Source organism: Luteimonas yanweni, from assembly GCF_039548475.1.
Taxonomy (GTDB): Bacteria; Pseudomonadota; Gammaproteobacteria; order Xanthomonadales; family Xanthomonadaceae; genus Luteimonas.
The window spans coordinates 304399-323574 of the sequence record NZ_JBCLVC010000013.1 but is presented as its reverse complement, the minus strand read 5'-3'; the positions used below and the strand labels follow the sequence as shown (position 1 = coordinate 323574).

The 19176-nt window shown below is 69.3% G+C and carries 16 protein-coding genes; 5 read left to right on the top strand and 11 right to left on the bottom strand.

The window, feature by feature from the left end; translation table 11 throughout:
- Window positions 1-17: 17 nt before the first annotated feature.
- The 5 genes from WCE39_RS09865 to WCE39_RS09845 form a co-directional block, all read right to left on the bottom strand.
- Window positions 18-746 carry a LytR/AlgR family response regulator transcription factor gene (locus WCE39_RS09865; RefSeq protein WP_343276509.1) on the bottom strand — a complete coding sequence of 243 codons (729 nt, stop codon included), beginning with the start codon at window positions 744-746 and terminating at the stop codon, window positions 18-20.
- Complete coding sequence (locus tag WCE39_RS09860) at window positions 743-1804, bottom strand: sensor histidine kinase (RefSeq protein ID WP_343276556.1); 1062 nt, start codon at window positions 1802-1804, stop codon at window positions 743-745. Before WCE39_RS09860 ends, WCE39_RS09865 begins: the two co-directional genes overlap by 4 nt.
- Window positions 1805-1818: 14 nt before the next feature.
- Window positions 1819-2487, bottom strand: coding sequence for an alpha/beta hydrolase (locus WCE39_RS09855; RefSeq protein ID WP_343276508.1), 669 nt, complete (start codon window positions 2485-2487; stop codon window positions 1819-1821).
- 87 nt (window positions 2488-2574) lie between these two features.
- Window positions 2575-4503, bottom strand: coding sequence for a glucans biosynthesis glucosyltransferase MdoH (gene mdoH, locus WCE39_RS09850; RefSeq protein ID WP_343276507.1), 1929 nt, complete (start codon window positions 4501-4503; stop codon window positions 2575-2577).
- Window positions 4491-6014, bottom strand: a complete 1524-nt coding sequence (locus WCE39_RS09845; RefSeq protein WP_343276506.1) for a glucan biosynthesis protein — start codon at window positions 6012-6014, stop codon at window positions 4491-4493. Before WCE39_RS09845 ends, mdoH begins: the two co-directional genes overlap by 13 nt.
- 152 nt (window positions 6015-6166) lie before the next feature.
- Between WCE39_RS09845 and WCE39_RS09840 the strand changes: the two genes are divergently transcribed.
- Entirely contained in the window at window positions 6167-7426 is a 1260-nt protein-coding gene (locus tag WCE39_RS09840) for a TerC family protein (protein ID WP_343276505.1), read from the top strand.
- Between the two features lie 83 nt (window positions 7427-7509).
- Here WCE39_RS09840 and WCE39_RS09835 read toward each other — a convergent pair whose 3' ends face one another.
- From WCE39_RS09835 to WCE39_RS09825, 3 genes are read right to left on the bottom strand one after another with little or no spacing between them, the layout of a single operon-like run.
- Window positions 7510-8994 (bottom strand): efflux transporter outer membrane subunit, encoded by a 1485-nt coding sequence (locus WCE39_RS09835; protein ID WP_343276504.1) that lies wholly within the window; start codon window positions 8992-8994, stop codon window positions 7510-7512.
- The gene (locus WCE39_RS09830; RefSeq protein WP_343276503.1) at window positions 8987-12157 is read right to left on the bottom strand and encodes an efflux RND transporter permease subunit; all 3171 of its coding nucleotides are present in this window, start codon (window positions 12155-12157) and stop codon (window positions 8987-8989) included. The genes WCE39_RS09835 and WCE39_RS09830 overlap by 8 nt, the downstream gene beginning before the upstream one ends.
- An 11-nt stretch (window positions 12158-12168) precedes the next feature.
- On the bottom strand, window positions 12169-13440 hold the full coding sequence (locus WCE39_RS09825) for an efflux RND transporter periplasmic adaptor subunit (RefSeq protein ID WP_343276502.1): 1272 nt from the start codon (window positions 13438-13440) through the stop codon (window positions 12169-12171).
- Between the two features lie 161 nt (window positions 13441-13601).
- Between WCE39_RS09825 and WCE39_RS09820 the strand changes: the two genes are divergently transcribed.
- Window positions 13602-14243 (top strand): TetR family transcriptional regulator, encoded by a 642-nt coding sequence (locus tag WCE39_RS09820; protein ID WP_343276501.1) that lies wholly within the window; start codon window positions 13602-13604, stop codon window positions 14241-14243.
- Between the two features lie 136 nt (window positions 14244-14379).
- On the opposite strand, the gene WCE39_RS09815 is transcribed toward WCE39_RS09820, so the two are convergent.
- Window positions 14380-14973 (bottom strand): YceI family protein, encoded by a 594-nt coding sequence (locus WCE39_RS09815; RefSeq protein ID WP_343276500.1) that lies wholly within the window; start codon window positions 14971-14973, stop codon window positions 14380-14382.
- Between the two features lie 315 nt (window positions 14974-15288).
- Here WCE39_RS09815 and WCE39_RS09810 point away from each other — a divergent pair, with 315 nt between their 5' ends.
- From WCE39_RS09810 to WCE39_RS09800, 3 genes are read left to right on the top strand one after another with little or no spacing between them, the layout of a single operon-like run.
- Complete coding sequence (locus WCE39_RS09810; RefSeq protein ID WP_343276499.1) at window positions 15289-15996, top strand: pirin family protein; 708 nt, start codon at window positions 15289-15291, stop codon at window positions 15994-15996.
- 11 nt (window positions 15997-16007) lie between these two features.
- Window positions 16008-16592 carry a cytochrome b gene (locus WCE39_RS09805; protein ID WP_343276498.1) on the top strand — a complete coding sequence of 195 codons (585 nt, stop codon included), beginning with the start codon at window positions 16008-16010 and terminating at the stop codon, window positions 16590-16592.
- A 1-nt stretch (window position 16593) separates the two neighbouring features.
- Complete coding sequence (locus WCE39_RS09800) at window positions 16594-17166, top strand: YceI family protein (RefSeq protein WP_343276497.1); 573 nt, start codon at window positions 16594-16596, stop codon at window positions 17164-17166.
- A 139-nt stretch (window positions 17167-17305) separates the two neighbouring features.
- On the opposite strand, the gene WCE39_RS09795 is transcribed toward WCE39_RS09800, so the two are convergent.
- Both WCE39_RS09795 and WCE39_RS09790 read right to left on the bottom strand, forming a co-directional pair.
- Entirely contained in the window at window positions 17306-18205 is a 900-nt protein-coding gene (locus tag WCE39_RS09795; protein WP_343276496.1) for a pirin family protein, read from the bottom strand.
- A gap of 5 nt (window positions 18206-18210) precedes the next feature.
- Complete coding sequence (locus WCE39_RS09790) at window positions 18211-18783, bottom strand: NADPH-dependent FMN reductase (RefSeq protein ID WP_343276495.1); 573 nt, start codon at window positions 18781-18783, stop codon at window positions 18211-18213.
- Between the last annotated feature and the right edge of the window lie 393 nt (window positions 18784-19176).

Sequence of the window (19176 nt, the reverse complement as noted above, 5' to 3'; positions counted from 1 at the left end):
TTATCCCCGACCGGGCGTCAGAGCAGCCGCAAGGCCTCGCGCAGCGGCGCCACGCAGCGCCGGCTGACTTCCAGCGGCTGGGCGCCGTGGCGGAGGATGGCGTGCACATGGCCCTCCGGATCGCGGCGCAGTTCGACCAGCTCGTGGCGCGCGACCAGGCAGTTGCGGTGGATGCGCAGGAAGCGATCGCCGAACTCCTCTTCCAGCGATTTCAGTGATTCCTCGATCAGGTCCTCGCCGCGGGCGTGGTGGACCACCACGTATTTCTCCTCGGCCTGCAGGTAGTGGATGTCCTCGATCGGGATCAGGCGCAGGCTGCCGCGCAGGCGCGCGCACAGGTGGGTGCGCCGCTTGCCGCCGCCGTCGCCGCGGCTGCGTTCAAGCCCCGCCGCGAAGGTGCGCACGCGGTCGATGGCCGCCTGCAGGCGCTCGGGGCGCACGGGCTTGACCAGGTAGTCGACGGCGGCGGCGTCGAAGGCGGACAGCGCGTGGGCGTCGTAGGCGGTGCAGAACACCACCGCCGGACGTGGCTCGAAGGCCGACAGGTGGCGCGCGGCCTCGAGACCGTCGATCCCGGGCATGGCGATGTCGAGCAGCACCAGGTCGGGCTCGTGTTCGGCGCAGGCCTGGAGTGCGCTGCGGCCGTCGCCGGCTTCGGCGACCACGTCGATGCCGGCGTGCGCGGCCAGCAGGCTGCGCAGGCGCTCGCGGGCCAGCGGCTCGTCGTCGGCGATGACCACCTTCATGGCGTCCTCCTCCCCCCCGCTCCCGGCGACAGCCCGCCCAGCGGCAGCTGCAGCTCGCAGGCATAGTAGCCTGCGTCCCAGCCGCAGGCCATGCGCGCGGCGCGGCCGAAGGCATATTCCAGGCGATGCTCGATGCTGCGCTGCGCGTGCCCCGCGCCGTGCACGCCCGGCGCGTCCGGCGGCAGCGATGGATTGCGCACGCTGATCCGCAGCGCGTCGTCATCCGCGGCCAGCGCGATCTCCACCGTGCCGCCCTCGGGCAGCCGCGAGATGCCGTGCAGCACCGCGTTCTCGAGCAGCGGCTGCAGCACCAGCCTCGGCATCGGCAGGTCCCAGGGCAGCGGCTCTTCGCGCCGCCAATCCACGCGCAGGCGCTCGCCCAGGCGCAGCTGCTCGATGCGGAGGTAGTGTTCGACCAGCCGCACTTCCTCGGCCAGCGAGGAGTCGCCCTCGCCGGCACCGAGCGCGGCGCGGAACAGGTCGGACAGATCGAGCACCGCGCGTTCGGCGACCTCGGGGTCGCGCTTCAGCAGGGTGGCGATCATGTTCATGCTGTTGAACAGGAAGTGCGGGCGGATGCGCGCCTGCAGCGCGTCGGCCTCGGCGCGCGCATGCGCCGCCAGCTGCGCCTGCCAGCGGTCGATGACGTAGAAGTAGCGCAGCGCGAGCGCGGTGATCAGGGTGACCACGCCGGCCGAACCGGTGACGAAGCGCATCGCCGATGGCCAGGCCCCCGCTTCGCCGACGCTGGCGAACAGCGCATGCACCACCGTCGCCACGACGCCGGCGACCGCCGCGGCAAGCGCCACCGCGACCAGCGCGCCAGTGCGCCGCGGCAGGCGCGACAACCCGCGCCGCGACACGCACAGCAGCACCGACACCGACAGCGCCAGCCACAGCGCGAAGCCGCTGGTGGACAGCACGCGCGGCAGGTCCCAGCGCGTGCCGGCGTCGGGCACCAGCACCACCACCACGACCACCAGCTGGGCGATGCCGAGCATCGCCGCCAGCCGCGGCAGCCGGCACAGGTCGGGCAGCCACGGCTCCTCGGCGCGCATCGTGCCCACGGACCTCAGCCCGCCGCGAACCGTCGCGCCAGCCAGTCGCCGAGGTCGCGGATCTCCTCGGCGCAGACCGAGTGCGGCATCGGGTAGGCGTGCCAGTCGACCGTGAAACCCAGCTCGCGCAGCAGCGCCGCGCTCTGCTGCCCGGCCTGGAACGGCACCACCGGATCCTGGCTGCCATGGCCGATGAACACCGGCTGCTTTTCGGCGCCGGCGGCCAACGCATCGCGGGCCTTGTTCGCGGAGGGCACGTAGGTGGACAGCGCGACCAGGCCGGCAAGCGGTTCGGCGCTGCGCAGGCCCGCGGCCAGGGTCACGGCGCCGCCCTGCGAGAATCCGGCCAGCACGACGCGCGAACGCGGCACGCCACGTTCGACCTCGCGCGCGATGAGCGCCTCGACCTGGACCATCGATTCGGACACGCCGGTTTCGTCGGCGCGATTGGCCAGGTCGATGTCGACGATGTCGTACCAGGCGCGCATCGGCACGCGGTTGTTGATCGTCACCGGGCGCACCGGCGCGTGCGGGAACACGAAGCGCAGCGCCGGCCAGTCCGGGCGCACGAGTTCGGGCACGATCGGCACGAAGTCGCCGCCGTCGGCGCCCAGGCCGTGCAGCCAGATGATGCTCCAGGCCGGGCTTGGCCCGGTCTCGCGCTCGATGCAGTCAAGCAGCATGGCAAGCCTCGATACGGTTGGCGCGCCATTATGCATGGCGCTGCCGGGGCGGCCCGCCGTGTCGCGCCGCCGCCACGCCGCCGACGATCAGGCTGTCTGGTCCGGGTGCTCCGCGCGCAGCTCGGTCGCGCGCACCAGCACCGGTGGCGGTGCCAGCTCTTCGGGCGTTGCAAAGATGCGTCGCCTGCGCAGCCATTGCCCCGCCGCACGCGACGCACCCAGGGCGACGATGGGGATCGCCAGCACCAGGCCGAGGATGACCGGTGACATCCACGCCGCCAGCGCCGGCGAGACCATCCACGCGGCCACGCCGGCGACCAGGCCCGCGAGCGTCAGTCCGCCATACAGCCGCAGCAGCTCGCGCAGCGGCAGCGTGCCGTCGTCGCGGCGCTGCGATTCCCAGCCCGAGTCCTTGCCCGCCAGCACGCCGGCCACGCCGCGCGACTGCACGTACATGGTCACCGGGGCCATCAGGGCGGCCAGCAGGGTCTCCAACAGCATCCCGACGAAGGTCCGCCACGCACCGCCGCAGCCGCGGCGCATCGCCGGGTCGACCACCGTGGCCAGGTAGCCCATGAGCTTGGGCGACAGCAGCATGGTCATGGTCGCCACGAACACGCCGATGAAGCGGTTCGCGTCCTGTTCGCGCCAGTAGGCCGTGGGCGAGAAGCCTTCAAGCGAGAACTGTCCCCAGGAGAATCCGGCGTGCAGCAGCGGGATCGACACGCCCACGATCATCAGCATCGCCCACATCGGCGCGGTGAAGTAATGGCCGATGCCGATCAGCAGGTGCCAGCGGCTGACCCAGTGCAGGCCGCGCGCGGGCAGCACCGCGCCGTGCTGCAGGTTGCCCTGGCACCAGCGGCGGTCGCGCACCAGCATGTCGGTGAGCGATGGCGGGCCCTCCTCGTAGCTGCCCCCCAGGCCCGGGATCATGTGCAGCGCCCAGCCGCCGCGGCGCATCAGCGCGGCCTCCACGAAATCGTGGCTGAGCACGGTCCCGGCGAAGGGCTTCACCCCGCGCAGCTCCGGCAGGCCGGCGCATCCGGCGAAGGCGCGCGTGCGGATCATCGCGTTGTGGCCCCAGTAGTTGCTCTCGGCACCGTGCCACCAGGCCACCCCATAGGCGATCACCGGTCCGTACACGCGGCCGGCGAACTGCTGCATGCGCGCGAACAGGGTGTTGCCGTTGACGATCACCGGCAGGGTCTGGATCAGCGCGACGTCGTCGTGGCGCTCCATCGCCGCGGCCAGGCGCACCAGGGTGCCGCCATCCATCACGCTGTCGGCGTCGAGGATCAGGAACTGCGGCCAGGCGCCGCCCCAGCGCCGCACCCAGTCGGCGATGTTGCCGGCCTTGCGCTCGCTGTTGTCGTCGCGCAGGCGGTAGTACACGCGCGCACCTGGCCCCAGGCGTTCGCACAGGGCGAGGAACGTCGCCGCTTCTTCCGCCTGGATGGCGGAACTGCGCGTATCGCTGAGCACGAAAAAGTCGAAGCGCTCGAGCTGCCCGGTGGTCGCCAGCGACTCGTGCATGGCCTGGACGCCGGCCATCAGCCGCGCGGGATCCTCGTTGTAGATCGGCACCAGCAGCGCGGTACGCGTGGCGAGCGCCGGCAGCGGGCCGTGCGCGCTCATGCCCATGCGCAGCGGCCGCCGCTGCAGCAGCAGCACGAAGCCGGCGATCGCACCCACGAAGGCCTGCACGATCCAGGCGAACAGGCCGACGAACAGCACCAGCATCGTGCCCTCGAGCGGATCGATGCCGTCGCCGCGCAGCAGCCACCACAGCTGGTAGGTGGCGATGGCGGTCAGCAGCGCGGCGGCGGCGATCACGGCGAAGCGGCGCCAGGCCATGTTCGGCGGCGTGGTCGGGCGCAACGGGTTGCTGGTGGTGCCGCGGTCGAGCGCCTGCACCGGCATGTCCAGCGGCGCCTCGGGCGGCAGCGGTGGCAGCGCGGGATGCAGTGCGACCGCACCGCCAGGCAGGGCTGCGGAAGGGCTCACGGTGTCCATCGCGACAGCCAGGTTTCGGTCAGGCGCCCGCTGTCGCCTGCAAGCCACAGCCGCATTTCAACCGCCGCTGCATCGCCGTGCCCTGGATCGCCGTGCTCGAGTTCGAAACCCACCCGCCAGCCGCTGCCGTGGGGGTTGCGGTAGGCCACCGCGTTGCTGAGCGCGCCAGCGCTGGCGCTTGCCTGGACGCGCACGCCGCCATCGCTCTGCGGCAATGCCCCGCCTGCGAAGTCGATCAGGTACTGGCGGCCCGGCGCGCGGTCCAGCGCACCGCTGCGGGTGGCCACCACGCGCGCCAGGCCCGGGTTCCAACCGTGATCGGCGGCCCAGTGCAGCCGGTAGCGCCAGCGGTGCTCGCGGCCCGCAGCCAGGGGGGCGGCCGGACGCCAGAAGGCGACGATGTTGTCGGCGTATTCGTTGGTGGTCGGGATCTCGACCAGGTGGACCTCGCCCTCGCCCCAGGAATCAAGCGGTTCGATCCAGCAGCTGGCGCGCTTTTCGTAGCCGGCCTCGAGATCCTGGTAATCCTCGAAGTGGCGCTTGCGTTGCACCAGGCCGAAGCCGCACGGGTCGCGGCCCTGGAAGCCGCTGTGTTCGACCGTGCGCGGGTTGCGCAGCGGGCGCGAGGCCTGCTCGCCGCTGCCGGTGAGCAGGGCCAGGACATCCGAGTCGTGCACCGCCGGCCGCGGGTCGTCGATGTCCGCGCGATCATGCGCGTCGAACTCGTACATGCTGGTCAGCGGCGCGATGCCGGCGGTGGCCAGGTCCACGCGTGGATACAGACGGGCGTCGACGTCGAACACGGTCTCGTCGCCGGGCGTGATCGCGAAGCGGAACGCACCGGCCACGCTGGGCGAGTCCAGCAGCGCATGCACCACCACCTGCCCCGCGCCGGCGGCCGGAGACTCCAGCCAGAACGCGCGGAACAGCGGGAACTCCTCGGGCCCCGGGTCGCCGCTGCCCAGCGCCAGGCCGCGCGCCGAGAGTCCGTAACCCAGGCCGCGCGCGACCGCGCGAAAGTAGCTTGCGCCAAGGAAGGACGCGAACTCGTCCAGCCCACCGCTTCCCGTGGCATGCAGGCGGAAGCCCGCGAAGCCCAGGTCGGCGCCGGCGGCCGGCGCGGGCGCGCCGTGGTCGAAGCGGAAAAGCGACGGCGAGTACGGGAACGGCCGGCTGCGCCCTCCATCGACGACATGCATGTCCACGCGGTCGCGGAACATGTAGCCGCGATGGAAGAACTGCGCCTCGAAGCCACGCGCCTGATCGTGCCACAGCGCGCGTTCCGGCCTGTAGCGGTAGTCGCGGTAGCGGTCGTAGCCGATGGCCTCGAGCGCGGCGGGAAGCTCGCGTGGTGGGGCGCGGTACGCCGTCGCGGCGAGTGCGGCGGCCAGCGCCGGCACCGTGGCGTCGTCGAACGCGGTGCCGCCGCCGGTGGCGGCCAAGGCGCGACCGGGCAGCATGAAGGCCGCCGGCAGGGCCAGGCCTGCCAGCAGGAGGTCTCGTCGATACACGGTGATTGCCGGGGGTCGGGGGATGGCGCGGGAATATAGCCTGCGCACACCGGCGGCCTTCACGCATGACTAACGCTTCCTGCGCCGCGCCGTGACGCTCCAGCCATGCCCGACGTGCAATGCTCCCCGCGCTGAACACCCACGGGACCCCGATGCCGACAACCACCCCGCTTGTCTGGGAAGCCACGATCGCCCTGATCATCGGCCTGCTGGCGTTCGACTATTTTTTCCACGTGCGAAAGGCCCACGCGCCGACGCTACGCGAAGCCACCATCTGGTCGGCGCTGTACGTCGGCATCGCGCTGCTGTTCGGCGCGGCGGTCTGGACCTGGGGCGGCGCCGACATGGGCGCGGAATATTTCTCGGGCTACATCACAGAGAAGGCGCTGTCGATCGACAACGTCTTCGTGTTCCTGGTGATCATGTCCAGCTTCAAGGTCCCGCGCGAATACCAGCAGAAGGTGCTGCTGTTCGGGATCACCTTTGCGCTGGTGGCACGCACGGTGTTCATCCTGCTGGGCGCGGCCCTGATCGACAACTTCGCCTGGGTGTTCTACCTGTTTGGCCTGGCGCTGCTGATCACCGCGGGCAACCTGCTGGCGCCCGACGACCACGCCGAGGACACGCCCAACATCGTGGTCCGCGTGGTGCGGCGGATGTTCCATTCCAGCCCCCACTTCGACGGCGACAGGCTGTTCACCACCTGGCAGGGCAAGCGCGCGCTGACGCCGATGCTGCTGGTGATGCTGGCCATCGGCGGCACCGACATCCTGTTCGCCTTCGACTCGATCCCGGCGATCTTCGGCCTGACCCAGAACGTCTTCATCGTGTTCACGGCAACCGCATTCTCGCTGCTCGGCCTGCGCCAGCTGTACTTCCTGGTCGGCGGGCTGCTGGAGCGGCTGGTCTACCTCTCGATCGGCCTGGCGGCGGTGCTGGCCTTCATCGGCATCAAGCTGGTGCTGCATGCGCTGCACGAGAACAACCTGCCCTTCATCAACGATGGCCAGCCGGTGCCCGTGATCGAAATCGGCACCTGGACCTCGCTGGTGGTGATCGTGGCGATCCTGCTGGTGACCGTGGTGGCCTCGCTGACCAGCGCCAAGGGCAAGGCGAAGGTGGCGGTGTCGGCACTGCGGCAGAAGGTCGCCGACTACCTGTCGCTCTCGCCCGGCGTCGCGCTGCCGGTGCGGCGCGCGGTGTTCGACCAGCTGCGCGCCAGCCAGGCGCGCGTCGATGCGCTGGAGCCGCGCTTCAAGGCGATGGTGAAGCGGCCCGACCTGCTGCAGCAGGACCTGCAGCGCGCGCACCAGGGGCATGCCGCCGCAACCGGCACGCGGCCCGCGCCCAGCGATCTGGGCCTGCCACCGCCGCCTGCTGAAGACGACGGCGATCCCGCCCGCGGGCACTGATGCCCCGAGTCGCTGCAGGAGCAGCTATAGCTGCTCCTGCAAGGGCAGGCCAGGCGACGGCCGGAGATGAAGGTCGCAGCGGCTCAGTCTTGACCGGTACCCTGCGGCGGCGCGCTGTCTTCCAGCCAGCCACCGCCCAGCACGCGATACAGGGTGACGCGATTGGCCTGTTCGGCCAGGCGCGTGGCCACCAGCGCCTGCTGTGCGCTGTACAGCGTGCGCTGGGCGTCGAGCTGCGACAGATAGCTGTCGAAGCCGGCCTCGAAGCGCACGCGCGCCAGCGACTCGGCCCGGGTGGCGGCATCCACCAGGTCCTGCTGCGCGGCGACCTGCGCCGCCAGGGTCTGCGACAGCACCAGCGCATCGGCGACTTCGCGGAAGCCGGACTGGATGGCCTGTTCGTACTGCGCGAGCGCGATGTCGCGATCGGCGGTGGCCATGCCCAGCGCGGCCTTCAGGCGACCGCCCTGGAAGATGGGCAGGTTGATCCGCGGCATGAAGTTCCACAGCCGCGTGCCGCTGTCGAACAGCCCCGACAGTTCGTCGCTGGCCGAACCGACGCTCCCGGTCAGCGTGATCGACGGAAAGAATGCCGCGCGCGCCGCGCCGATGTTGGCGCTGGCGGCCAGCAGCCGGTGTTCCGCCGCGACCACATCGGGACGGCGCAGGAGCACCTCCGCGTCGAGGCCGGCCGGGACGGCCGCGAGACCGGTGACCGGCCCCACGGTGGCATCCGGAAGCAGCTCCGGGGCGACCCGCGCGCCGGCCAGCAGGTTGAGCGCGTTGCGGTCCTGCTGCACCTGGCCCGTGAGGCGGGCGACGTCGGCGCGGGCGGTGGCCACCTGGGTGCGCACCTGCTCGAGCTCCAGCGCCGAGGTGGCGCCGTACTCGAAACGCTTGCTGCTCAGGTCGAGCGTCTGCCGATAGGTGTCCAGTGCGGCCTCGGACAGCCGCAGCTGCTCCTGGTCGGCGGCCAGCGCCAGCCATGTGCCGGCGACCTCGGCGACCAGCGACAGCTGCGCCGCGCGCTGCGCTTCTTCGGTGGCAAGGTACTGCTGCAGCGCCGACTCACTGAGGTTGCGCACGCGACCGAACAGGTCGAGTTCGAATGCCGCAAGGCCGAGGCCCGCGGTGTACTGCTCCGTGACCGGAATGTCGCCGCCCACGCGCTCGAGCATCGCTTCCGCGCCGATCGACGGCAGCCGGTCGGCGCGCTGGATCCGGTACTGCGAGCGCGCACGCTCGACGTTGAGGATGGCCACGCGCAGGTCGCGGTTGTTGTCGAGCGCCAGCGCGACCACGCCTTCCAGCCGCGGGTCGGCGAAGAAGTCGCGCCAGCCGACGTCGGCCATCGGCAGTGCCGCGCCGCCGCTGTCGGCACTGGCAGCGGCGCCAGCGCCGGTGCCGTTGTCGTTGCCGGCAACAGTCGCTGCCGGCGTCACTTCGGGCATCGGCCACGCGGCGGGGATGCCGGCCTGCGCGTCGGGCGTGGCCGGAGCCAGGGTGGCGCAGCCGCTGGCGGCGAGGACCGCCGCCAGGGCCAGCGCAAGGCTTGCGTGCTTATTCATGCTCGATCGCTCCCGCCGGCGCCGGCTGCGCGTCCACCGCGTCGCCGCGCTTGCCGCCGAAGATCCTCTGGATCACCACGAAGAACAGCGGGATGAAGAACACGCCCAGCAGGGTGCCGACGACCATGCCCCCGACCACGCCTGTACCGATCGCGCGCTGCGCGCCGGAACCGGCACCGGAGGAGAGCGCCAGCGGCAGCACGCCCAGGCCGAAGGCCAGCGAGGTCATGATGATCGGGCGCAGGCGGTCGCGGACGGCCTGCATGGTCGCCGCGATCACCTCCATGCCCTGCTCCACGTTCGCCTTGGCGAATTCCACGATCAGGATCGCGTTCTTGCTGGTCAGGCCCACCGTGGTCAGCATCGCCACCTGGAAATAGACGTCGCGGTCCATGCCCATGATGGTGTTGGCCAGCACGGCGCCGAGGATGCCCAGCGGGGCCACCAGCAGCACCGCCGTCGGCACCGTCCAGCTTTCGTACAGCGCCGCCAGGCAGAGGAAGACGATCAGCAGCGACAGCGTGTACAGCATCGGCGTCTGCGCGCCGGCCTCGCGCTCCTGGTAGGACACCGCCGTCCACTCGACGCCGAAGCCCGGCGGAAGCTGCTCGGCCAGCCGCTCGATTTCGGCCATCGCCTCGCCCGAGGACACGCCTGCCGTGGCCTCGCCCTGGATCTCCACCGACGGCACGCCGTCGTAGCGTTCCAGGCGCGGCGAACCATAGTCCCAGTGCGAGCTGCCGAAGGCGCTGAACGGCACCATTTCGCCGGCGTCGTTCTTCACCGACCACAGATTGAAGTCCTCCGGGGTCATGCGGAACGGTGCATCGGCCTGGATGTAGACGCGCTTGACGCGGCCGCGGTCGATGAAATCGTCGATGTACTGGCCGCCCCAGGCCGCCGCAAGCGTCGCGTTGATCGCCGCCTGCGACAGGCCCAGCGCGCCCGCCTTGGCCACGTCGACGTCGATGCGCAGCTGCGGCGTGTCCTCCTGGCCGTTGGGACGCACGTTGGCCAGCAGCTCGCTCTCGCCGGCCATGCCGAGCAGCTGGTTGCGCGCGGCGATCAGGGCGTCATGGCCCTGGGCGCCGTTGTCCTGCAGGTAGAAGGAGTAACCGCTGGCGATTCCCAACTCGGGCATGGCCGGAGGCGCGAACACGAAGATCTGCGCGTCCTTGACCTGGCTCATCGCGGCCATGCCGCGACCGGCGACCGCGTTGGCGCTGAGTTCGGGATCGGTACGCTCGCTCCAGTCCTTCAGCTTGACGAAGGCGATGCCCGTGTTCTGGCCCATGCCTGCGAAGCTGAAGCCCTGCACCGCGAATACCGATTCCACGGCGTCGGGCTCGTTCTCGAGGAAGTGCTTCTCGAGCGCTGCGATCGACTCCAGCGTGCGCTCCTGGGTGGCGCCGACCGGCGTCTGGATCATCGCCATCAGCACGCCCTGGTCCTCGTCGGGGAGGAAGGCGCTGGGCAGGCGCACGAACAGCAGGCCCATCACCAGGACCATCGCCGCGAAGATGCCCATGAAACGCCACGGGCGGTCGAGGATCCCGCGCACGCCGCGCTGGTACTTGCCGCTGGTCCTGTCGAAGCCGCGGTTGAACCAGCCGAAGAAGCGCGCGGACCAGCCGGGGCCGCTGTCGTGGTGCTCGCCCTTCTTCAGCGGCTTGAGCATGGTCGCGCACAGCGCCGGGGTCAGCACGATCGCGACGATCACCGACAGCACCATTGCCGACACGATCGTGGCCGAGAACTGCCGGTAGATCACGCCGGTGGAGCCCGACATGAAGGCCATCGGCACGAACACTGCCGACAGCACCACGCCGATGCCCACCAGCGCCCCGGTGATCTGGTCCATCGACTTGCGTGTCGCCTCCAGCGGCGACAGCCCTTCCTCGGACATGATGCGCTCGACGTTCTCGACCACGACGATGGCGTCGTCGACCAGCAGGCCGATCGCCAGCACCATCGCGAACATGGTCAGCATGTTCACCGAGAAGCCCAGGGCGGCGAGCACGCCGAAGGTGCCAAGCAGCACCACCGGCACCGCGATCGTCGGGATCAGGGTGGCGCGGAAGTTCTGCAGGAACAGGTACATCACCAGGAACACCAGCACGATCGCCTCGAGCAGGGTCACGACCACGCCCTTGATCGACACCTGCACGAAGGGCGTGGTGTCGAACGGCACCACCGCCTTCAGGCCCGGCGGAAAGTTGGGCTCGAGCTCGGCCAGCGCCTGCTTCACGCCTTCGGCGGTGTCCAGCGCGTTGGCGCCGGTGGACAGCGAGATCGCGACGCCGGTGGCCTGCTGGCCGTTGTACCGCGAGTCGAACTCGTAGATCTCGGTGCCCATCTCCACGCGCGCGATGTCGCCCAGGCGCAGCGCGGAGCCGTCCGGGTTGCTGCGCACGATGATGTCGCGGAACTGCTCCGGGGTCTGCAGCCGGTCCTGGGCGTTGATGGTGGCGTTGATCTGCTGGCCGTCGATCGCCGGCGCGCCGCCGAGCGCGCCGATGGCGACCTGGGCGTTCTGCGACTGGATCGCGGCGGTGACCTCGGGGATCGCCAGCTGGTAGGTGTGCAGCTTGTTCGGATCCAGCCAGATGCGCATGGCGTACTTGCCGCCGAACACCTGGATGTTGCCGACACCCGGCACGCGGCTGAGCGGATCGACGATGTTGGCGCCGACGTAGTCGGAGATGTCGACCTTGTCCATGCTGCCGTCCTCGGACACGAAGCCGACGACCTGCAGGAAGCTCGACGTCGACTTGCTGACGTTGACCCCCTGGCGCTGGACCTCCTGCGGCAGCAGTGGCATCGCCAGCTGCAGCTTGTTCTGCACCTGCACCTGGGCGATGTCGCCGTCGGTGCCGCTCTCGAAGGTGAGCGTGATCGTCGCCATGCCGTTGGAGGACGACTGCGAGGAGAAGTACATCAGGCCGTCGAGGCCCTTCATGTTCTGCTCGATGATCTGGGTCACCGAGTCCTCGACCACCTTGGCCGATGCGCCGGGATAGGTGGCGCGGATCTCGACGCTGGGCGGCGCCACGGTGGGATACATCGACACCGGCAGGCTGAAGATCGACAGCGCGCCGGCGAGCATGATGATGATCGCGATGACCCACGCGAAGATGGGCCGGTCAATGAAGAAACGTGCCATGGGGGTCTCCGTTACTCCTGCGCGGCCGGCGCGGGCGCGGTGGCGGCGTCGGCCGCGTCGGTCGTGGCGGTGTCCGCTGCATCGGCGGCATCGGCACCGTTGCCGGCGTCGCGCGCAGCGGCTTCGTTGCCGGCGGCAGCAGGCAGGCGCGGCGCCCGCGCCTCTTCCGTCACTTCGACCGCCGCGCCCGGCGCGATCTTCTGCAGGCCCTCGACCACCACGCGGTCGCCCGCGGCGAGGCCGGACTCGACCAGCCACTGGTCGCCGATGGTCTGGCTGACCACCACCGGGCGCTGCTCGACCACGCCTTCGGCGTTGACCACCATCGCGGTGGTGTTGCCCTTGGGATCGCGGGCCACGCCCTGCTGCGGCACCAGCAGCGCGTTCTGGCGCACGCCGGCGCCGAGCTTCGCGCGCACGTACATGCCGGGCATCAGCACGTGGTCTGGGTTGGGCACCTCGACGCGCAGCGAGAAGCTGCCGGTGCCCGGATCCACGGCGACCTCGGAGAACTTGAGGCTGCCGGGATGCGTGAACTCGCTGCCGTCCTCCAGCAGGATCGTCACCGGCATGCCCTCGGTGCTTTCCAGGCGGCCGGCTTCCAAAGACCGGCGCAGGTCCAGCAGTTCGGTGCTGGACTGGGTGAGGTCGACATAGATCGGATCCAGCTGCTGCACGGTGGCCAGCGCCTGCGGCTGGTTGGCGGTAACCAGCGCGCCCTGGGTGACGCTGGACTTGCCGATGCGGCCGCTGATGGGCGACGTGATGCGGGCGTAGCCCAGGGTCACGTTGGCGGCGTCGAGCGCGGCGCGGGCGGCGCCGACATCGGCCTCGGCCTGCGCCAGCGCGGCGGTGGCGTTGTCGTGGTCCTGCTTGCTGACCGCCGACACCTTGACCAGCTCCGCGGTGCGGTGGGCGGTCAGGCGGGCGGCGGTGCGGGTGGCCTCGGCGCGCTTGAGCTGGGCGCGGGCACTGTTGGCCGCGGCGCGATAGCTGGCGTCATCGATCTGGTACAGCGGCTCGCCGGCCTTGACCAGGCTGCCCTCGGTGAACAGGCGCTTGGCCACGATGCCGTTGACCTGCGGCCGGACCTCGGCCACCAGCCATGCATTGGTCCGCCCCGGGAGCTCGCGGGTGATGGTCACCGGCCGGGTCTCGAGGGTGGCGACGGTGACTTCGGGCTTCGGGGGCTCTCCGCCCTGCTGGCCGCCGCTGCATGCCGTGAGCACGGCCGCGGCAAGAACGACAAGCATGGGGCGGGCACGGCGAATGGTCGTGTTCATGTGGAGAAAGGCCTTGTGGGGATTCGGAAAACGGCACGCCCAGCGACCGGGACCCGCGCTGCGGCATCGGTGCTGGGCGTTTCAGGTGACGGGGTGTAATATACATACATGAATGTATGTTGGTCAACGGGTTTAGACTCCCGGCCGGACAGGAGGCGTTAATGGCACGCAGGACCAAGGAGGACGCGCAGGCCACGCGCGAGGGCATCCTCGACGCGGCCGAGGACTGCTTCCGCGAGAAGGGCCTGTCCGGCACCAGCCTGGAAGCCATCGCAGTGCGAGCCGGGGTAACCCGCGGCGCCGTCTACTGGCACTTCAAGAACAAGGCCGAAGTGCTGGAGGCGATGATCAGCCGCGTCAGCCTGCCCTTCTTCCACGGCCTGGATCGCGTCTCGCGTCCCGACGGCAAGACGCCACTGCTGGACCTGCGCGAAATGATGCGCCAGGCCTTCGCCGACCTGGTGCATACGCCGCGGGTGCGCGCCACCCTCGAGGTGCTCGAACTGCGCTGCGAGATCCCCGCTTCCGACGACGCCCTGGCCACGCTGCGCAAAGCCGGCATGCACCAGACCCTGTCACGTATCAAGGCCGCCTTCCGCCGCGCCGACGCCCTGGGCCAGCTGCGTGACGACATGAGCGCCGAGAGCTGCGCGCGCACGCTGCACTTCATCATCGGCGGCGCTCTGCGCATGCACCTGCTGGATCCCGACGAGATCGACCTGGAGCGTGACGGGCTGGCCGCGATCGACCTGGCGCTGCGCGGCTGCGCGCGCGATCCCTCGCAGTTCGACGCCAAGAGCTGATTCCTCCCCGTCGGCCGCACGTCCCGCTCCCCGCGCAGGCGGCCGGCCGACAAAAAAAGCCGCCGCACCTCGCGATGCGGCGGCCTTCCTGCAGATGGCGCCAGCGCCGGACGGATCCGGGCCGCGGATGCTGCGCTTACTCGCCCTGCTTGGGCACCGCGGCTTCGGTGGTGATGCGCAGCTGCACTTCGTCGCTGACGTAGGGCGCGTTCATGCCCAGGTCGAAGTCGGTGCGCTTGAGCGTGGCCACGGCATCGAAGCCTGCCGCCGGCTGGCTGGTCATCGGGTGGGTGTCGACCTTGTTGATGGTGGCGTCGAGCACCACCGGCCTCGTGATGTCCTTGATGGTCAGGTCACCGGTGATCTTGAGCTTGCCCTCGCCCGCGGATTCCACGGCGGTGCTCTTGAAGGTCGCCTGCGGATACCTGGCGGCATCGAAGAAATCGTCGCTGCGCAGGTGGTCGTCGAACGCCTTCACGTGCGAGGACAGACCGGCCAGCGGCAGGATGACCTCGACGCTGGATGCGGCCACGTTGTCGGCGTCGTAGGTGATGGTGCCTTCGACCTGGCCGAAGTGGGCGATCGGGTTCGAGAAGCCGAGGTGGTTCCACTGCGCGACCACGTCGGTATGGGCGGGGTCGATGGTGTAGGTCACCGGCGCGGCAAAGGCGTAGGCCGACGCGGCGGCAAGGGCAAGGCCGAGGATGGTGCAGGGAATACGGTTGGACATGACAGGCTCCTGGATGAGGTGTGTGCGTCGCGGATGATGGTGGGATCGAAAGGACCGGAAGGACACGGGTCACCAACCGGGGGACGACAGTCTATCGTTCTGTATTCGTGTTTAGTTGCTTACAAATGAAACAAAAGATCACAAATCTAGAACAGACTCCTTTTTGAGCCATGCGCAATAGAGGGCGGCGCCCAGGGCCCCAGTGCGAACAAAATTGTAACAATGATGGATAAATGATGCTGTTTATTCCAAATATCGCCTCAATCACACTGTCTCTCCACCGCGCAGAGTCGCATTCGCAACGGAGTCCGCATCATGATCACCTACCGCCCCGCCAACGAACGTGGACACGCCCGGCATGGCTGGCTCGAGTCCTGGCACAGCTTCTCCTTCGCAGGTTACAACGATCCCGACCACGTGCACTGGGGTCCGCTGCGCGTGATCAACGAGGACCGCGTGCAGGCCGGCCAGGGGTTCGGCTCCCATAGCCACCGCGACATGGAGATCATCAGCTACGTGATCGACGGCGCGCTGGCGCACAAGGATTCGATGGGCAACAGCGCGACGATCGTGCCCGGCGAGGTGCAGCGCATGAGCGCCGGCAGCGGCGTGACCCACTCCGAGTACAACCACGATCAGGAAGGCCTGACCCACTTCCTGCAGATCTGGATCATCCCCGACACCCAGGGCATCGCGCCCAGCTACGAACAAAGGGCCTATGCCGACGACGAGAAGCGCGGCCGCCTGCGCCTGGTCGGCAGCCGCGACGGCAGCGAAGGTTCGGTCACCATCCACCAGGATGCGAGCATGTACGCGGGCCTGTTCGACGGCAACGAGTCGGCGACGCTCGACATCGCCGCCGGGCGCCTGGCCTATATGCACGTGGTGCGCGGTGCGGCCGTGGTCAACGGCCGCGCCGTCTCCGCCGGCGACGCGCTGCTGTACGCCGACGAGCCGCGGGTGGAGATCACCAGCGGAGACAATGCCCAGATCCTGGTCTTCGACCTGCCACGCCTCCAGTAAGGGACAGCGCCATGCAAATCCGAAATTCCGAGCACCGCTGGGGTCCTGTCAGCATGTTGCTGCACTGGGCAATCGTCGTCCTGATCGGCTGGATGGCCTGGCTGGGACTGACCATGGTCGACCTGCCGCCGACGCCTGCGAAAATCAACACCTACGCGCTGCACAAGTCGCTGGGCCTGACGCTGCTGGCACTGGTGGCCGTGCGCGTGGCCTGGCGTCTGTTTGCCGGTGCACCGAAGCCGGTGCCGGGCACTCCGACGTGGCAGGAGCGCATTGCAAGCCTCACCCACATCGCGCTGTACGTGCTGCTGTTCGCGATCCCGCTGAGCGGCTGGGTCTTCAACTCGGCGTCCGGCTATCCGCTGCAGTGGTTCAAGCAGTTCAACCTGCCCTCGATCGCCGGACGCAGCGAAGACCTGGCCGCGACCGCCATCCAGGTGCACGAATACGGTTTCTGGCTGCTGATCCTGCTGGTGCTGGCGCACGCCGGCGCCGCGTTCTACCACCACATTTTCCAGGGCGACGACACCCTGCGCCGCATGCTGCCCTCGCTGCGCCGCGCCGACGCCACTCCCGACCCGACTTCGGAGCACTGACATGAACACCCGCATCCTTCGCAACCGCCTGCTTCCCCTCGCCCTTGCCGCCATGCTCACCGCGATCGCGGCCCCGGCCGCCGCCGCCGACTACGTCCAGTCTTCGGGCGCGCTGAGCTTCGCCAGCGAATACCAGGGCGAGACCTTCGTCGGCCTGTTCCCCGACTTCAGGACCACGCTGAGCTTCGACCCCGCGGCGCCGCAAGACGCGAAGCTGGACGTCACCATTCCGCTGGCCACGGCCGACACGAAGAACGGCGATCGCGACGGCACGCTGAAGACCGCCGATTTCTTCAACGTCGCGAAGTTCGCCACCGCCCGCTACACCGCAAGCGGCTTCCGCAGCCTTGGCGACAACCGCTTCGTCGCCGACGGCACCCTGGAGCTGCGCGGCGTGAAAAAGCCCGTGGCGCTGGCCATCACCTGGACCCCGGGCCCGCAGCCCGTGCTGGTCGGCAACGCCACGGTCAAACGCCTGGACTTCGGCGTGGGCGCCGGCGACTGGGGCGACGTGTCGATCATTCCGAACGACGTCGCCATCTCCACCAAGGTCACGTTCGCACCCGCGCCCTGACCACGCGCCTTCGCATCTGCGGGAGCAGCTATAGCTGCGAAGCCAGAGCGCATTGCCCTGGTGGGAGCCGCTATAGCGGCAAAGCCTTTGCCGCTTGCCCCGGAGAATCGCCGCTATAGCGGCTCCCACAGGTGGCTGATCAGGACATCGGCTCGGGCTCGCGCATCCGTCCGATCTTCGGCGGCAGCGGGATGAACTCGTCGTTGTCCAGGTCCGGCAGCTTCATCCGGCCCGCCGCCCAGTCCTCGCGCGCCTGCTCGATGCGCTCCTTCGACGAGGACACGAAGTTCCAGTCGATATAGCGCGGCCCGACGGGCTCGCCGCCCAGCGCCATGACCACCGCATCGCTGAACGCCGCCACCGTCACCGCTTTGCCGGGCTCCAGGACCGCCATGCTCCCGGCTTCGACGCGCTGCCCGTCGATCTCGACCTCACCCCTGGCAACGTAGACCGCGCGCTCGCTGTACTCCGCCGGCAGCGACGCCCGCGAGCCTGCGCGCAGCTGCCAGTGCACGTAGAACTGCGGCGAGTCGACCTGCACCGGCGACTCCACGCCCGCCAGCCGGCCCGCGATCAGGCGACCGACGATGCCGTCGCCGTCGAACACCGGCAGCGCCTGGCTCGGGTAATGCCAGAAGCCGGGATCCATTTCCTCGCGCGCGTCCGGCAACGCCACCCAGGCCTGGATGCCGTCGATCGGCCCGCCTTCGCGGCGCAGGCGCTCGAAGCGCTCGGAATGGGTGATGCCGCGGCCGGCCGTCATCCAGTTGACCTCGCCCGGGCGGATCCCCTGTTCGGAGCCCACGCTGTCGCGGTGCATGATCTCGCCGTTGAACAGATAGGTGATGGTCGACAGGCCGATGTGCGGGTGCGGGCGCACGTCCGCCTCGGGCGGCAGCCCAGGCGCGAGGTCCTTCGGCCCCATGCGGTCGAAGAAGATGTAGGGGCCGACCATGCGGCGCCTGGCGAAGGGCAGCACGCGGCCGACCTCGAAGCTGCCGAGGTCGCGGCGACGCTGCTGGATGACGAGCTCGATCATCGAACTCAGGCGCCGCGCGGCAACACGGTGAGCACGCGGGCGATGAACTCGTGGAATTCCTTGAGGTAGTTGCCAAGGAACTTCGCTGTCGACTCGTCGGCGATCTCGCCCGCCTCATCGAGCATCCCGTCCTTGAACTGGATATAGGCCTCGGGCGAGTTCATCTGTGGCGAGTTGAGGAAGCCCAGGATGCTGCGCAGGTGCTGCTGACCGACCGCGGTGCCGATGGCACCGGGCGAGGTGCCGATCACGCCCGACGGGATGTTGGCGAACGAATTCGTGCCCCAGGGTCGGCTGGCCCAGTCGATCGCGTTCTTCAGCCCGCCGGGAATCGAGCGGTTGTACTCCGGCGTCACGATCAGGATCGCATCGGAGCCCTCGATCGCCTTCTTGAAGGCCTTCCCGGCCTCGGGATAGTCGGCGTCATAGTCGTAGCTGTAGATCGGCAGGTCGCGGTACGGGATCTCATTGAACTCCAGCTGCTCCGGCGCCAGCTTGAACAGCGCATTGGCGAGCTTCCGGTTGATCGACTCCGTGGCGATGCTGCCGATCAGGTATCCGACGTTGTAGGTCTTCATGGTCAATCTCCATGCGTGTGGTGGCACCCGGGCGGGCGCCCCGCCGATGGTAGGCACCCCGGGGCTGGCGGGGCGTCACGGGCGGAATGGAACGAGGGAACGGCCGACTTTTTACTGTGGGAGGCGGCGCCAGGCTCGGCGCATTGCTGAATGTCATGGAGGACGTCATGCGTTTTCGAACACTGCCTGGAAGCTGTTTCCTTTCCCTCGCGATACCGATGGCAGCGATCGCCGAAGCCGACGCCGGAGAGGGCGCGCGATTTCCTGCTGAAATCCTTGGTGTCTGGGACGCATACCCGTTGCCCTGCGTGGACGACGGCCTTTCTGACAGCGATACCCGTATTCATGTCGCGAAGAACGCGATGTCCATGAGACCGCCGGGGGCCGGTCGTG

Bases quoted from the DNA above. Each gene is read 5' to 3' on its own strand.
- WCE39_RS09835 (WP_343276504.1), bottom strand. From the start codon at position 8,994: ATGAATAAGCACGCAAGCCTTGCGCTGGCCCTGGCGGCGGTCCTCGCC.
- WCE39_RS09840 (WP_343276505.1), top strand. From the start codon at position 6,167: ATGCCGACAACCACCCCGCTTGTCTGGGAAGCCACGATCGCCCTGATC.
- WCE39_RS09805 (WP_343276498.1), top strand. From the start codon at position 16,008: ATGCAAATCCGAAATTCCGAGCACCGCTGGGGTCCTGTCAGCATGTTG.
- WCE39_RS09790 (WP_343276495.1), bottom strand. From the start codon at position 18,783: ATGAAGACCTACAACGTCGGATACCTGATCGGCAGCATCGCCACGGAG.
- WCE39_RS09815 (WP_343276500.1), bottom strand. From the start codon at position 14,973: ATGTCCAACCGTATTCCCTGCACCATCCTCGGCCTTGCCCTTGCCGCC.
- WCE39_RS09860 (WP_343276556.1), bottom strand. From the start codon at position 1,804: ATGCGCGCCGAGGAGCCGTGGCTGCCCGACCTGTGCCGGCTGCCGCGG.
- WCE39_RS09800 (WP_343276497.1), top strand. From the start codon at position 16,594: ATGAACACCCGCATCCTTCGCAACCGCCTGCTTCCCCTCGCCCTTGCC.
- WCE39_RS09810 (WP_343276499.1), top strand. From the start codon at position 15,289: ATGATCACCTACCGCCCCGCCAACGAACGTGGACACGCCCGGCATGGC.
- WCE39_RS09865 (WP_343276509.1), bottom strand. From the start codon at position 746: ATGAAGGTGGTCATCGCCGACGACGAGCCGCTGGCCCGCGAGCGCCTG.
- WCE39_RS09830 (WP_343276503.1), bottom strand. From the start codon at position 12,157: ATGGCACGTTTCTTCATTGACCGGCCCATCTTCGCGTGGGTCATCGCG.
- WCE39_RS09855 (WP_343276508.1), bottom strand. From the start codon at position 2,487: ATGCTGCTTGACTGCATCGAGCGCGAGACCGGGCCAAGCCCGGCCTGG.
- mdoH (WP_343276507.1), bottom strand. From the start codon at position 4,503: ATGGACACCGTGAGCCCTTCCGCAGCCCTGCCTGGCGGTGCGGTCGCA.
- WCE39_RS09825 (WP_343276502.1), bottom strand. From the start codon at position 13,440: ATGAACACGACCATTCGCCGTGCCCGCCCCATGCTTGTCGTTCTTGCC.
- WCE39_RS09820 (WP_343276501.1), top strand. From the start codon at position 13,602: ATGGCACGCAGGACCAAGGAGGACGCGCAGGCCACGCGCGAGGGCATC.
- WCE39_RS09795 (WP_343276496.1), bottom strand. From the start codon at position 18,205: ATGATCGAGCTCGTCATCCAGCAGCGTCGCCGCGACCTCGGCAGCTTC.